The organism is Nonomuraea sp. NPDC004580 (assembly GCF_040609855.1).
GTDB lineage: Bacteria > Actinomycetota > Actinomycetes > Streptosporangiales > Streptosporangiaceae > Nonomuraea > Nonomuraea salmonea.
The window spans coordinates 1-13,681 of record NZ_JBEXLH010000109.1 but is presented as its reverse complement, the minus strand read 5'-3'; the positions used below and the strand labels follow the sequence as shown (position 1 = coordinate 13,681).

At 72.7% G+C, this 13,681-nt stretch carries 14 protein-coding genes; 3 read left to right on the top strand and 11 right to left on the bottom strand.

Annotation, left to right across the window (positions count from 1 at the left end):
* From ABZW11_RS45330 to ABZW11_RS45315, 4 genes are all read right to left on the bottom strand, one after another.
* Positions 1–2,730: glycoside hydrolase N-terminal domain-containing protein (locus tag ABZW11_RS45330; protein ID WP_355432471.1), on the bottom strand; the 2,730-nt coding region annotated here is incomplete at its 3' end.
* Positions 2,731–2,980: 250 nt separating this feature from the next.
* Positions 2,981–4,486 carry a tripartite tricarboxylate transporter permease gene (locus ABZW11_RS45325; RefSeq protein WP_355432468.1) on the bottom strand — a complete coding sequence of 502 codons (1,506 nt, stop codon included), beginning with the start codon at positions 4,484–4,486 and terminating at the stop codon, positions 2,981–2,983.
* A gap of 21 nt (positions 4,487–4,507) precedes the next feature.
* Complete coding sequence (locus tag ABZW11_RS45320; RefSeq protein WP_355432465.1) at positions 4,508–4,966, bottom strand: tripartite tricarboxylate transporter TctB family protein; 459 nt, start codon at positions 4,964–4,966, stop codon at positions 4,508–4,510.
* Between the two features lie 2 nt (positions 4,967–4,968).
* Positions 4,969–6,006 carry a tripartite tricarboxylate transporter substrate-binding protein gene (locus ABZW11_RS45315; protein WP_355432462.1) on the bottom strand — a complete coding sequence of 346 codons (1,038 nt, stop codon included), beginning with the start codon at positions 6,004–6,006 and terminating at the stop codon, positions 4,969–4,971.
* Positions 6,007–6,376: 370 nt separating this feature from the next.
* On the opposite strand from ABZW11_RS45315, the gene ABZW11_RS45310 reads away from it, so the two are divergent.
* A complete protein-coding gene (locus ABZW11_RS45310; protein WP_355432459.1) occupies positions 6,377–6,829 on the top strand; it encodes a hypothetical protein in 453 nt (150 codons plus the stop codon).
* 60 nt (positions 6,830–6,889) lie between these two features.
* Entirely contained in the window at positions 6,890–8,251 is a 1,362-nt protein-coding gene (locus tag ABZW11_RS45305) for an MFS transporter (protein ID WP_355432456.1), read from the top strand.
* A gap of 41 nt (positions 8,252–8,292) precedes the next feature.
* Here ABZW11_RS45305 and ABZW11_RS45300 read toward each other — a convergent pair whose 3' ends face one another.
* The 3 genes from ABZW11_RS45300 to ABZW11_RS45290 all read right to left on the bottom strand — a co-directional run bounded on the left by ABZW11_RS45300 (position 8,293) and on the right by ABZW11_RS45290 (position 10,588).
* Positions 8,293–9,021, bottom strand: coding sequence for an rRNA methyltransferase (locus ABZW11_RS45300; RefSeq protein ID WP_355432453.1), 729 nt, complete (start codon positions 9,019–9,021; stop codon positions 8,293–8,295).
* 82 nt (positions 9,022–9,103) lie between these two features.
* On the bottom strand, positions 9,104–9,961 hold the full coding sequence (locus tag ABZW11_RS45295) for a TrmH family RNA methyltransferase (protein WP_355432450.1): 858 nt from the start codon (positions 9,959–9,961) through the stop codon (positions 9,104–9,106).
* Between the two features lie 69 nt (positions 9,962–10,030).
* Positions 10,031–10,588, bottom strand: a complete 558-nt coding sequence (locus ABZW11_RS45290; protein ID WP_355432447.1) for a helix-turn-helix domain-containing protein — start codon at positions 10,586–10,588, stop codon at positions 10,031–10,033.
* Between the two features lie 96 nt (positions 10,589–10,684).
* Here ABZW11_RS45290 and ABZW11_RS45285 point away from each other — a divergent pair, with 96 nt between their 5' ends.
* Complete coding sequence (locus ABZW11_RS45285; protein ID WP_355432444.1) at positions 10,685–11,578, top strand: SDR family oxidoreductase; 894 nt, start codon at positions 10,685–10,687, stop codon at positions 11,576–11,578.
* On the opposite strand, the gene ABZW11_RS45280 is transcribed toward ABZW11_RS45285, so the two are convergent.
* The 4 genes from ABZW11_RS45280 to ABZW11_RS45265 all read right to left on the bottom strand — a co-directional run bounded on the left by ABZW11_RS45280 (position 11,575) and on the right by ABZW11_RS45265 (position 13,596).
* Positions 11,575–12,219: an ABC transporter permease subunit gene (locus ABZW11_RS45280; protein ID WP_355432440.1), complete on the bottom strand. Its 645-nt coding sequence runs from the start codon at positions 12,217–12,219 to the stop codon at positions 11,575–11,577. The two genes, ABZW11_RS45285 and ABZW11_RS45280, sit on opposite strands and share 4 nt — an antisense overlap.
* Positions 12,216–12,911, bottom strand: coding sequence for an ABC transporter ATP-binding protein (locus ABZW11_RS45275; protein WP_355432437.1), 696 nt, complete (start codon positions 12,909–12,911; stop codon positions 12,216–12,218). Before ABZW11_RS45275 ends, ABZW11_RS45280 begins: the two co-directional genes overlap by 4 nt.
* Positions 12,908–13,135: a hypothetical protein gene (locus ABZW11_RS45270; RefSeq protein WP_355432434.1), complete on the bottom strand. Its 228-nt coding sequence runs from the start codon at positions 13,133–13,135 to the stop codon at positions 12,908–12,910. The genes ABZW11_RS45275 and ABZW11_RS45270 overlap by 4 nt, the downstream gene beginning before the upstream one ends.
* Before the next feature lie 236 nt (positions 13,136–13,371).
* Positions 13,372–13,596 (bottom strand): hypothetical protein, encoded by a 225-nt coding sequence (locus ABZW11_RS45265; protein WP_355432432.1) that lies wholly within the window; start codon positions 13,594–13,596, stop codon positions 13,372–13,374.
* Between the last annotated feature and the right edge of the window lie 85 nt (positions 13,597–13,681).

The following is a 13,681-nucleotide window of genomic DNA, read 5'->3' as shown; positions in this document are numbered from 1 at the left end:
GAGGCGGCGTCGCTCACCACCGGGACGCCGCTGGTGTTCTCGATGCGGTCGAGGACCGTACGGACCTGGCCGGCCATCGTGGCGTGGCCGTCGGCCCGGCAGGCGGCGGGTGGCCGGCGTGACCGTCCAGCCGCTCGGGGCGGTCAGCGCGACCTCGGCGGCCGGTACGGCGCGCCGCCCCGACGCCTGCACGGTCACCTCGGCCTCGAAGGAGGTGCCGGGCTGGGCGGAGGCGGGCGCCTCCAGGGAGACGGCCGCCTCGTTGCGCAGCGTGTAGCTCTGCCCCGCGCGGGCGTCGAAGGTGAGGGTGTCGCCGTCGCGGCGGGCGTTCACCTCGCGGCCGCGCCCGTCCACCAGCCGGTAGCGGCCCTCGATGACCGCGCTCTTGAGCCCCAGCCGGCCGGTCCTGCCCGGATGCAGGGTGACCGTGGCCGGGGCGCCGCCGGACCAGGTGGCGTCCACGGTGACGTCGCCGCGGGCGCGCAGGCCGCGTACCGAGCCGTCCTTCCACGCCGACGGCAGCGCGGGCAGGACGTGCAGCACGTCGTGCTGGCTCTGCAGCAGCATCTCGGCCATGCCCGAGGTCGCGCCGAAGTTGCCGTCGATCTGGAACGGCGGGTGGGTGTCCCACAGGTTGTCCAGCGTGGAGCCCTTCAGCTGCTCGGCCAGCATGGTGTGGGCGTGGTCGCCGTCCAGCAGCCGCGCCCAGAAGTTGATCTTCCAGGCTTTGGACCAGCCGGTGCCGCCGTCGCCGCGCGCCTTGAGCGACACCTTGGCCGCCTCGGCCTCCTTCGAGCCCGGCTTGATGCCGTTGCCGGGGTGCAGCGCGTACAGGTGCGAGACGTGCCGGTGGGTGTCGGCGGGGGAGTCCCAGTCGCTCTTCCACTCCTGCAACTGGCCCCACGAGCCGATGCGCAGGCCCGGGTCGAGCTTCTTCAGCGCGGCGCGCGCCTTCGCCCGGAACTCCTCGTCCACGCCGAGCTTCTCGGCGGCGGCCACGGCGTTGCCGAGCACCTCGCCGACGATCTGCTGCGACATCGCGGCGCCCGCGGAGAAGTCGCCGTGCTCGGGGGAGTAGCTGGGGGAGACCACCAGGCTGCCGTCGCGCGGGTCGGTGTGCAGGAAGTCCAGCCAGAACTCCGCCGCCCCCTTGATCACCGGGTACGCCCGCTCGCGCAGGTAGGTCACGTCGCCGGTGAAGCGGTAGGTGTCGTACAGGTGCTGGGTGGTCCAGGCGGCGGCCTCGGGGAACCAGAACGCGGTCGCCCAGTCGTGCACCCCGGTGAAGCCGAACGGGTTGGTCTCGTTGCCCACCACCCAGCCGCCCGCCCCGTAGATGCGGCGGGCGCTCTCGCGGCCGGGCGGCATCAGCGCGGAGATGTAGCGGTCGTACGGTTCGGTCGTCTCGTGCAGGTTGGTCTGCTCGGCGAGCCAGTAGTTCATCTGCAGGTTGATGTTGACGTGGTAGTCGGCCGACCAGGGCGGGCTGGTGGAGTGGTTCCACACGCCCTGCAGGTTGGCGGGCAGCACGTCGTTCTCGCGGGAGGAGGAGATGAGCAGGTAGCGGCCGTAGGCGAAGAACAGCCTCTCCAGCGCCCGGTCGGCGGGGTCGGCGCCGCCGGTGTAGTTCCTGCGCAGCTCGTCGGTCGGTACGGCCGGCATCGTCCCGCCGAGGTCGAGGCGGACCCGGTCGAACAGGGCGCGGTAGTCGGCGACGTGGGCGCGGCGCAGCGCGGCGTACCCGGCGCCGGCCGCCTCGTTCACGGCCGTGTCCGTGTCCGTGTCCACAGCCTTGTCCGTGGCCGTGTCCACGGCCTTGTCCACGGCCGCGGTCACCCGCTCGTGCGGGTCCGCGCCGCGGTAGGAGGGGTAGGCGCCGGCGTAGTCGGTGCCGGCCGACAGCACCAGCACCGCGCTGTCGGCGCCCTCGACCCGTACGGCGTCGCCCTGGTCGCTGCGGGTGCCGCCGGTCGTGATGACCTGCACCTGTGCCTCGAAGCGCATGCCGTTGTCCGCCAGCCGGCCCCGGATGGTGAGCCGGCCGCCCGCGGCGGTGACGGTCTTGTCGTCGCGCGGCGAGGTGTGGCGCAGCGTGAACGACACCTGGCCGGGCCGGTCGGCGCCCAGCCGGGCGACGATGACGTTGCCGGGGTTGGAGGCGAAGTACTCGCGCTCGTGCCGGACACCGCCCGCGGTGTAGGCGACGCGGGCCACCGCCTCGGACAGGTCCAGCTCGCGCCGGTAGTCGCTCGCCTCGGCGGGGGGCAGGTCGAGGTGCAGGTCGCCGAAGGTCTGGTAGGCGCCGAAGCCGGTCTTGCGCTGGCCGAGCTTGGCGGCGACCTGCTCGGGGGACATCCTCCCCTCGCGGTCGATCTGCTGCTGGACCTCGGCGATCGCGCCCGGGCGCGGGTCGGCCCAGTTGCCGAAGTCGTAGCCGGGCGAGCCGGGGCCGCCGGTCCACAGCGTCTTCTCGTTGAACTGGATGCGCTCCGACGACACCCCGCCGAAGATCATCGCGCCCAGGGGGCCGTTGCCGATGGGCAGGGCCTGGGTCTCCCAGTCGGTGGCGGGTTCGTCGTACCAGAGGGTCAAGTCATCGGGTGTCTGCACGGTGCTCGCTTCGGGTGCGGGGCCGGCGTACGCGGCTGCCGTCACTGCCTGCGGCCACAGCAGCAGCGACAACGCGGTGACGAGTGCGGTGGCGTGTCGTCGTAACGGGGGGTGTGCCACGCGGGGTCCTCCGATCACATGCGGGCTTCCCCGAAGAGATAACACCGGTAACGCGCTCGTCACAAGGGCGGCATCCGATGTTTTCACCCATGCGCGCCCGGCTCGGGGCGGTGACCTGCGTGATCGCGGAGGCACCCGCTGCAGAGATCCGACGTCAGGAGGATGCCGAGGGTGAGGCGTACGCGGCGGCTTCGCGTCCCTCATCCGGGCCGGCCTCGCCCCGCCCGAGACGCCGGCTGGAGGGCGGGGGTCAGTCGTCGTCGGTGAAGACCACCTCGCGGCGGCGGCGGATCGCCGGCAGCACCGCCACCACCAGCGCCAGCACCGTCAGGGCCAGCAGGGCCGCCGAGATCGGGCGGGTCACGAACACCGACGCGTCGCCGCGCGAGATGATCAGCGCGCGGCGCAGGTTCTCCTCCAGCAGCGGGCCGAGCACGAAGCCCAGCAGCAGCGGCGCCGGCTCGCAGCCGCACTTGATGAGGACGTAGCCGAGCAGCCCGAACAGCACGATCGCGTACACGTCGAAGGCGTTGAAGCCCAGCGAGTACGTCCCGATCGCCGCGAACAGCACGATCATCGGGAACAGCACCTGGTACGGGATGCGCAACATCCGCACCCACATGCCGATCAGCGGCAGGTTCAGCAGCACCAGCAGCACGTTGCCGATCCACATCGAGGCGATCAGCCCCCAGAACAGCGCCGGCTCCTCGACGATGACGTTCGGGCCCGGCGTGATGCCGTGCACGATGAACGCCCCCACCATCAGCGCCATCGCCGGATGCGCCGGCAGCCCCAGCGTCAGCAGCGGGATGAACGAGGTCTGCGCGGCGGCGTTGTTGGCCGACTCCGGCCCCGCAACCCCCTCGATGGCGCCGTGCCCGAACTCCTCCCGCCGCCGCGAGATCCGCTTCTCCACCGCATAAGAGGTGAACGAGGCCAGCACGTGACCGCCGCCCGGCAGCACGCCGAGCGCCGAGCCCAGGCCCGTGCCGCGCAGGATCGGGCCGGCGATGCGCCGCCAGTCCTCCCGGGTCGGCCACAGGTGCCGCACCCGCGAGACGATCGCGGTACGTGCCTGCCCGCTCTCCAGGTTGCGCAGGATCTCGGCCACGCCGAACATGCCGACGGCCACCGAGACGAAGTCGATCCCCCCGTACAGCTCGCGCCGGCCGAGCACGAACCGCGGCGTGCCGGTGTAGAGGTCCTGGCCGACCGTGCCCAGCAGGACGCCGAGCGCGATCATCGCCAGCGCCTTGAGCGCGGTGCCGCGGGCCAGCGCGATCGAGACGATGAGGCCGAGCAGCACCAGCGAGAAGTACTCCGCGGGCCCGAACTGCAGCGCCACCCTGGCCAGCGGCGGCGCGGCGACGGCCAGCACGACGGTGGCGACCGTGCCGGCGATGAACGACCCGATCGCGGCCGTGGCCAGCGCCGGGCCCGCGCGGCCCTGCCGGGCCATCTCGTGGCCGTCGAGCGCGGTGACCGCCGCCGACGACTCGCCGGGCAGGTTGATGAGGATGGCGGTGGTCGAGCCGCCGTACTGGGCGCCGTAATAGATGCCGGCCAGCATGATCAGCGCGGTGACCGGCTCGAACGTGAACGTGATCGGCAGCAGCATCGCCACCGTCGCCGTCGGCCCGATGCCGGGCAGCACGCCGACGGCGGTGCCGAGCAGCACGCCGACGAAGCAGTAGAGGACGTTCTGGATGAGGAGGGCCGTGGAGAAGCCCAGCGCGAGATTGTCGAGAAGGTCCATACCCCAGGATCCGGTTGCGCGTCAGACGCCCAGCCACGGGCCCACGAGCGGGATCCGCAGCTGCAGTCCGACGACGAAGATGAGGGTGGCGGCCACCGTCAGGCCGGCCGCCACCGCGACGGCTGTCAGCAGCCGTACGCGGCCGGCCAGCGTGGTCAGCAGCGCGGTCACCGCCGCCGTGGGCACGAAGCCGAGCCCGCGTACGGTGAAGCCGAAGAACACCAGCGCGATCGTGATGGCGGCGATGGCCCGCCACGGCACGCCACCGAAGGTGATCACCTCGCCCGCGATCAGGCCCTTGACCACGATCGCCAGGCCGAGACCGGCCACGATGACGCCGACCAGCAGCGGGAAGGCGCCCGGCCCCATCCGCAGCGGGCTGCCCAGCTCGTAGCCGAGCGCGCCCGCCGCGAACACGGCGCCGATGACGACGAAGATCGCGCCGGCCAGGACGTCCGGCCAGGAGCGTCGTGCCCGCATGCTCAGCCGGCCTTGACGCCCGCGTCGGCGATGACCTTGGCCCAGGTGCCGAGCTGCTCCTGCAGCTTCGTCCTGTGCGCCTCGGGGGTGGCGTCCTCGGCCGGGACGGGCGCGGTGCCGAGCTTGGCCATCTGGTCGATGACCTTCTGGTCGGCCAGCGCCGTCTTCAACGCCTCCGACAGCTTGCTCACCACGTCGGGCGGGGTGCCCTTGGGGACGTAGAGGCCGTGCCAGACGCTGACCTTGAGCTGCGGCAGCCCGGCCTCGGTCGTGGTGGGCACGTCCGGCAGGCTGCCGACCCGCTCAGGGGTGGTGACGGCGTACACCTTCACCTCTTTGGCGGAGATCTGGCCGCTGGTGTTGGTGGTCTGGTCGCACATGAAGTCGACCTGCCCGCCGACCAGGTCCGTCAGCGCCGGGCCGGTGCCCTCGTACGGGACCTCCTGCAGCTTGACGCCCGCGGCCGTCTGGAACAGCAGCCCGCACAGGTGGGAGGCGGCGCCGATGCCGGCGTTGGCCAGCGTCACCTTGCTCGCGTTCGCCTTCACGTACGTCACCAGGTCCTGCAGCGTGGCGGGCTCGAAGTCCTTGCGGGCCACCACCGTCATCGGCACCTCGGTGACCAGGCCGACCATGTCGAAGCTCTCCAGCGGCTGGTAGCCGAGATCCTTATAGAGGGCGGGCGCGGTGGACATGCCGATGTGGTGCATGAGCACGGTGTAGCCGTCGGGCTGGGCGCGCGCCACCTCGCCCGCGCCGACGGTGCCGCCGGCGCCCTCCACGTTCTGCACGACGATCTTGCCGCCGAGCTTGGCGCCCATCGGTTCGGCGATCATGCGGGTGACGGTGTCGGTCGGCCCGCCCGCGCTGAACGGCACCACGAACGTGATCGTGCGGTCGGGGTAGGCACCGCCGCCGCCGCTCGCCGTGCCGCCCGTGCCTCCCGCGCCGCCGTTCCCGGCGCAGGCGGAGACGAGCGCCGCCGCGCCGATCACCGCGATCGCCCGCGCGGCGGTCCGGTACCTGCTGGTCCATGTCATATCGCGACCTCCTCGTCAGCGCATGCCCGTGGGTCGTGTGCGTGCGCGGCCCCGCAGGCTCTGCGAGGACGCGTCCAGGGGTGGGAGAGGAATGGTTTCTTGAATGCGCCGGATGGGAGAAGAATCGCAAGATTAACGGGTCAACACAAGCGGTGATTTGGGACGTGCCGTGAGCCGCCGGCGGCGCCTTGACGGCGACATCATCCCCGGCGGCGCCCGGCCAGGCAATACGGGTCGTGAAACGATCCGGAAACGACTTCCCGCAATGCCGGCACGGGATTGTGCGGCGCCGCGAACTCTGACAGGCTGCCGAAAGACGCCGACCCGTGGCCGCCTTTCGCCCCGGGGCCAGAAGGGGGACGCAAGGACCATGCCGCGCCCGTACGAAGCCGAGCCAGAAGCGCCGGCCGGGCCCGAGCCGCGGCGGGTCGGCGGCCTGCTGGCCGCCTACGTGGTCGCCCACGGCATCCTCATCGTGCACGGGCTCGGGCTGGCGCTGGCCGCCGTCATCGTCAACGCCGACCCCGCGCTCGGCGGCCTCAGCGAGCCCGCGCCGTGGGGCTCCATCATCTTCTACGTCGTCAGCAACGTCTTCCTCGCCGCATACAGCGTCGTGGTGATGCGGCTCATCCTCAACAAACGCAAGTCCGCCGTCGTCAACAACGCCGTCTGGGCCATTTCCACGGTCGTCTTCCTGCTCATCTGGTATTTGCTCGGCATGAAGTCACCGCTCGGCGTCGTCATCGATTCGCTGCCCGGCATCGTCGGCATGGCCTATCTCGCGCGGTCGCGCCGGGTGAAAGAAACCCTCATCCTTTCCTGAGCCCGCCCCCCGGAAAACGCGTTGCCCCCGCTCAGGGCCGGATCGTAGGGTTGTGCGCTCGTGGTCACAGTGATGGAACGCGTGCTGCCCGCACGCCTCGGCACAGGTTTTCGATGGTTGCTGGCCTCGAGCTGGCTGACGAATCTCGGCGACGGGCTCGCCGCCGCGGCCGGGCCGCTGCTGATCGCCACGCTCACCCGTGACCCGCTGCTCATCTCGCTGTCGGCCCTGGTCAGCTGGGCGCCGCCGCTGCTGTTCGGCCTGTACGCGGGCGTGCTGTCCGACCGGCACGACCGGCGCACGATCGTCCTCGCCGCCAACGCCGCCCGCGCGGTGGTGCTGGCCGTGCTCGTCGTGCTGCTGCTGACCGGCACCCTCACCGTGACGACGGCGCTGATCGCGCTCACCTTGCGGTCGGTGGCCGAGGTGTTCGCCGACAACGCCACCTCCACGCTGACGCCCATGCTGGTCGCCCGCGACGACCTGACCGTCGCCAACGCCCGCCTGGGCACCGGGTTCATCACGCTCAACCAGCTCGCCGGGCCGCCCGTCGGCGCGGCGCTGATCGGGCTCGGCCTGACCTGGCCGTTCGCCGGGCAGCTGCTGCTGGTGCTGGCCGGGATGGTGCTGGTCTCGCGGGTCACGCTGCCACCCCACGGCCGCCGCACCCGCACCCTCGACACCGAACCAGGCCCCGCGGCCGACCCTGGGGCTGCCCCTGAGGTCGACGCTGAGGTCGACGCTGGGGCCGACGCTGGGGCCGACGCTGAAGCCGACACCGCGGCCGGCCCTCTGGCAGGCGCCGACGCTCGGTCCGGGGGCGGGGTCGTGCGCGAGCTCCTCGACGCCTTCCGGTGGACGATCAGGCACGCCGCCGTCCGCACCCTCGCGCTCACCATCCTGATCTTCAACTTCACCTTCGGCGCCGCCTGGTCCGTGCTCGTCCTCTACACCCAGGAGCAGCTCGGCCTCGGCCCCATCGGCTTCGGCCTGATGACCACCATCGGCGGGATCGGCGGCCTCATCGGCACCAGCCTGTACGGCGCCATCACCCGCAGAGTGAGCCTCGGCGCGCTGATGCGGATCGGGCTCGTCATCGAGACCCTCACCCACCTCGGCCTGGCCCTGACCCACTCGCCGTGGGTCGCCGGCGGCATCTTCCTCGTCTTCGGCGCGCACGCCTTCATCTGGGGCACCACGTCGGTCACCGTCCGCCAGCGCGCCGTCCCCCAGGAGCTGCAGGGCCGGGTGGGCAGCGTCAACACCATCTGCGTCTACTTCGGCCTGGTCGTCGGCTCGCTCATCGGCGGCACCCTGGCCACTCACCTGGGGGTGGCGGCGCCGTTCTGGTTCGCCTTCGCGGGGTCGGCGGCGTTCGTGGTGCTGCTGTGGCGGCAGCTCCTGCACATCGCCCACGACTGAGCGGGCGGGCGCGTCCTCAGGCGCGTTCTCAGGGCGCGTTCTCAGGCGCGGAACAGCGCGACGGCGCGGGTGCCGATCTTGAAGGAGACGTCCGGGCGGCGGCCGCCGCCCATGGGCACCTTGCGGCCGCGTACCGTCACCGCGAGCACACCGTCCCGCGGCAGCACAGCGGTCAGCGCCTCCACCATGCCGGGGATGCCCGCCGCCGCGCCAGGGCCGCCCCAGTGGGTCTGCTCGCCGTAGGGGACGTCCGTGATCACGATGTCGGGCGCGCAGGAGCCGAGCGCCTGCCCGACCTGACCGGCGTCGAACACGTCCGCCTGGCGGGCCGCGCACGGGACGTCGCCGCCGTCGGTCTCGAGACCGACGGCGAGCCGGTCGGCGGCCCTGGCCGCGTCACCGTACGCCGGCTTGCCGAACCGGGCGGAGCGCTCGCGCAGGTCGGCGGCACGGGAGGCCAGCCCCGCCCCGCTCAGCAGGGCGAGGTTGCGCCCGGCCAGATCGACCGCCCGGGGGTCGAGGTCGGAGGCCAGCACCGACGCGATGAGCGGCCGATGCAGCAGCGCCGTCACGGTCAGCAGGTAGCCGCTGCCGCAGCAGGGGTCCCAGAGCACGGCCGGCTGTCTGCCGCCGCGCAGGTCCAGCGCCCGCTGAAGAATCTCACTCGCCAGCCGGACCGGGAACGCAGGAAACCCCGGCGCGGAATGCAGCACCGATCCGCTGGCCAGGTCCTGGTAGTCGCGCGGGACGGTCGCATGCCGGTAACTCATGGAGACGACCGGCTCGCCCCGCCACGGCACGCGCGCAAGCTCATGCGGGACCACTCGACCTCGCTACGGCGCCGGCGGGAGTTCATGCGGGGCCGGTCCCGCTGGTGCGGCGCTGGCGGGCGGCCTCGTACAGGGTGACGGTGGCGGCGCTGGCGGCGTTGAGCGAGCTGGCGGCGCCGGCCATCGGGATGCGGGCCATGATGTCGCACGCCTGCCGCCACCCCGCGCTCAGCCCGCTGGTCTCGTTGCCGACGACCAGCAGGGTCGGGCCGGTCAGGTCGAGGTCGGCGAGGTCGCGGTCGCCCTTCTCGTCGGTGCCCACCACCGTGAGCGGCAGCCCCCGGGCGCGCAGGTCGTCCGCCCAGGCGAGCACCTCGCGGTGCGAGGAGCAGCGCACGACCGGCAGCGCCAGCAGCGACCCGGTGGAGGCCCGCACCGAGCGGGGATCGTAGGGGTCGGCGGCGTGCCCGGTGACGATCAGCCCGGTGCCGCCGAACGCGTCCAGCGACCGGGCCATCGTGCCGATGTTGCCGGGATTGTTCGGCCGGTCGAACACCGCGCCCAGGAAGGCGGGCCCGGCCTCGATGCGCGACAGGTCGTCGTCGGGCAGCTCGGCGACCGCGACCAGCTCGGGAACGTCCTCGTCCTTCTCGCCCAGCTGCCGCAGCAGCTCGGGCGCGATGGCCACCCGCTCGGCCCCGGCCGCCTCCAGCATCTCCCTGGCCCAGCCCGACAGCGGCCGCTCCGCGTCGAACAGCAGCGCCCGCACCGGCCAGCCGAACTCGACCGCCAGGCTGATCGGCCGCACGCCCTGGACGATGAACTCCCTGGCCCGCTGCCGCTTGTTCCGGTTGCCCAGCAGGGCCTGCCACTGCTGAAAGCGGGCATTCGCCCGCGTGATGCGCACCTGCGCCGGCACCGGCTGCCCCCGATCGATCACGCCGTACAGGATAGGAGGAGTTCCACCGGGCACGACAACTCGATGACCGGGCCGCCGGGCGTGCGGGTGTCAGCGCAGGACGGTGCGCAGTTCGCCGAGCACGTCCTGCATGATGGCGTCGAGCGGGCGCTCCTCGTCGATCCAGCGCAGGAACGCGACCCCGAACACCGTGATGCCCGACTGCGCGGCCAGCGTGGCGGCCGGCTCGCCGACGCCACGCGCGCGCAGCGCCTCGGCGATCACGGCGGCCAGGGACGCCAGCTTGTGCCGCTCGCGTTCCTGCAGGGCGGGGTTGCGGTCGATGACGTCCTGGCGGGTGCGCGACAGGGGGCGGCGCTCGTCGGAGAACGACGACGCCGCCGCACGCAGGGCGGCGCTCACCATCTCCAGCGGCGACGCCTGCTCGGGCGCGGCCGCCACGCCGTCGAGGAACGCCTTCTCCAGCAGGTCCTGGCCGTGGAAGAGGGCCTCGCGCTTGTCCTTGAAGTGGCGGAAGAACGTGCGCTCGGTCAGCCCGACCGCCTGCGCGATCTCCGCGGCCGTCGTCTCCTCATAGCCACGGGTGGCGAACAGCTCGAGCGCCGCACGCTGCAGTCGTTCGGGGGTTCCCGGTTCCCAACGCACCATGCGCCCGAGTCTAGTGATGACAGCGACCGACATGAGGGTTAAGCTATGTCAGTCACTGACGTCAGTTACTGACATGACTGTACGAGGAGTACACCCATGCACGTTTTCGTCACCGGAGCCACCGGCTGGATCGGCTCGGCCGTCGTCGACGACCTGCTCGCCGCCGGGCACAAGGTCACCGGCCTGGCCAGGTCCGACGCCTCCGCCGCCGCGCTGGAGGCCAAGGGCGCCCACGTCCACCGCGGCGACCTCGACGACCTCGCCGGTCTGCGCGCCGGCGCCGAGGCGGCCGAGGCCGTCATCCACCTGGCCAACAAGCACGACTGGAGCGACCTGGCCGGCACCAACGCCGCCGAGCGCGCCGCCGTCCAGACCCTCTGCGACACCCTCGAAGGCAGCGACCGGCCGTTCCTGCTCGCCTCCGGCATCGCCGGCTTCGGCGACAGGGTGGTCACCGAGGACGTCCCCTCGCCCTTCCACGGCCCCGACTCGCCGCGCGGCGGCACCGAGAACCTCGCCCTCGAGTACGCCGAACGCGGCGTCCGCGCGGTGAGCCTGCGCTTCGCGCCCACCGTCCACGGCGCCGGCGACCACGGCTTCATCTCCGTCATCGCCGGCGTCGCCCGCGACAAGGGCGTCTCCGGCTACCCGGGCGACGGCGCCAACCGCTGGTCCGCCGTCCACGTCTCCGACGCCGCCCGCCTGGTCACGCTCGCACTCGACAAGGCGCCCGCGGGCAGCCGCGTCCACGCCATCGCCGAGCAGGGCGTCACCACCCGAGAGATCGCCGAAACCATCGGCCGCGTCTTCGGCCTGCCCGTCGCCTCCATCGACCCGGACGACGTCCCCGGCCACTTCGGCTGGATCGCCGCCTTCTTCTCCGGCCACTTCACCGCCTCCAGCGCCATCACCCAGGACCTGCTCGGCTGGCACCCCACCGGCCCGACCCTCATCGAGGACCTGAACGCGGGCGCGTACGGCCGGGGTTAGAACCGGGCACGAGCCCGGATCACCACGTACGCCACCCCGACCAGCGCCATGGCGAGCACCAGGTGCACGGCGGTCTCGGCCCACTGCAACGGCCAGAACGGCAGCTCCGACCGCGCACGCAAGGCCCGCGCCACCAGCTGCCCGACCCCCACCAGCAGCACCGACAGCGGCATCGCGATCCGGGTGTGCCGGGTGGCCGCACCGAGCGCGACACCGAGCGCCAGCGCCAGCAGCGACCTGCCGAACGGGACCGGCCCGTGACTCTCGTAGTACGGCCACGCCATGACCTCACCCCCCGCCTCCGGCAGGAACCAGCCCAGCATCCCGGCCAGGACGGCGGTCGCCGCCACGGCCCCGGCCGCCGCCACCGCGACGACGGCCACCAGCCAGCGCCCCCGCGACACGCTCTGCGTCCAGGCCAGCTTGTGGGTGCCGGCCTCGAACTCACGGGCGATCAGCGGCGCACCCCAGATCAGGCAGATCGCACCGGCCAGGAAGGCCGACAGCTGGAAGGTGAGCCCGGCCAGGCCCGGTTCCAGCCGCTCGGCCGCCACGCCGGCGCCGTACAGTACGAGCAGCGCCGCGATGGCGGCGGCCTGGGCCCGCTGCCCGCGCCAGGCCACCCACAGCAGCCCGCTCACCGGACCTCCTCGGGGTTGCGCAGGTAGTGCAGCACGAGGTCCTCCAGGCCGGTCGCGGGGTGATCGCGCAGCAGGTCGCCGAAGCCGCCGCACAAACGCACGCGGCCGGCGCCCAGCAGGATCAGGTGATCGCACACCTCGGCCAGGTCGGCCAGGATGTGCGAGGACAGCAGCACGGTGGCGGGCAGGTCGCGGACCACGCTCATCACCTCCATGCGGGTCAGCGGGTCCAGCTCGGCCAGCGGCTCGTCCAGCACCACCAGCCCGGCCCGCTTGCCGACGGCCAGCGCCAGCGCGACCAGCGTGCGCCGGCCGCCGGACAGCCGGTCCACGCGCTCGCGCGAGCCGATGCCGTGCCCGGCCAGCAGCGACCGGGCGGCGGCGCCGTCCCAGCGGGGGTTGGTGGCGGCGCCGAAGCGCAGCAGGTCGGCGACGCTCCAGCGGCGGTAGAGCGGCTTGTCCTGCGCCACGAACGCGACCGCGGCCGGCTCCAGCGGCCCGCCGAAGATCTCGATCCGGCCGGTGGTGGGCTCCAGCAGGCCCGACACCAGGTTCAGCAGTGTCGACTTGCCCGCTCCGTTGGGCCCGACCAGCGCCGCCCTGGCCCCCTCCGGCACCGTGACGCTCGCCTCTCGCAGCGCCCACCGCCGCCCATGACGTCTGCCCAGGTCGTGCGTCTCCAGCGCGTTCACCGCTCCTCCCGTTCGGTCAGCTCGTACAGGCGGCGCAGTAGTGCCAGGGCCGGCCAGGCGGCGATCAGCCGGTCCGTGGCGAACAGCGCCACCCTCCGTGTCACCAGCCGGCCGCCGTACCAGGCCGGCAGCGCCGCCACCGCCCGTGCCCGGGCGGCGCGCGACAGCGCCGGCCGGTCCGTCACGCCCCGCGCCGGCAGGCGCGGCTCCTCGGTCTCGGTCATCTCGTCCTTCCGTCACCCAGCACAGTCGGGCGAGCGGCACGAACGGTTCGCGCCAGGTGAGGATCCGGTGGCGTGGTCAGGTCGGCGTCGACGTCGTTCGCCGCGGCCGGCGACCCCGGCAGGCCCGCCTACCGGCCGGACGAGCGGCTCACCCGCACTTTCGCACCCACCCTTGCCCCGTCAGCGCACGAGACGTCCAGACGCCTCCGGGCGGGCCCCGTTCGGCCTCTGAGCGGTCAGGGGCGGGTCAGGTCCTGCAAGCCGACCACGCGCAGCAGCTGCAGCCGCTCGTGTGCCTCGGTGCCCGGACGGGCGGTGTGCACGATCAGCCGCTGGTCGTGCTCGGGGCTCAGCATCACCTCGCAGTCCAGCTCCAACAGGCCGACCACCGGGTGGGCGAAGAGCTTGGTGTCGCTGCGGCGCACCGCTACCTCATGATCGCCCCACAGCGCGGCCGCCACGCCCTTCCCGTCAAGGATGCTCGTCGACTACGTGCGGGTCTACCAGTGACCCGCGTCTAAGGAGCCGCCATGCGGATCTTAGCCC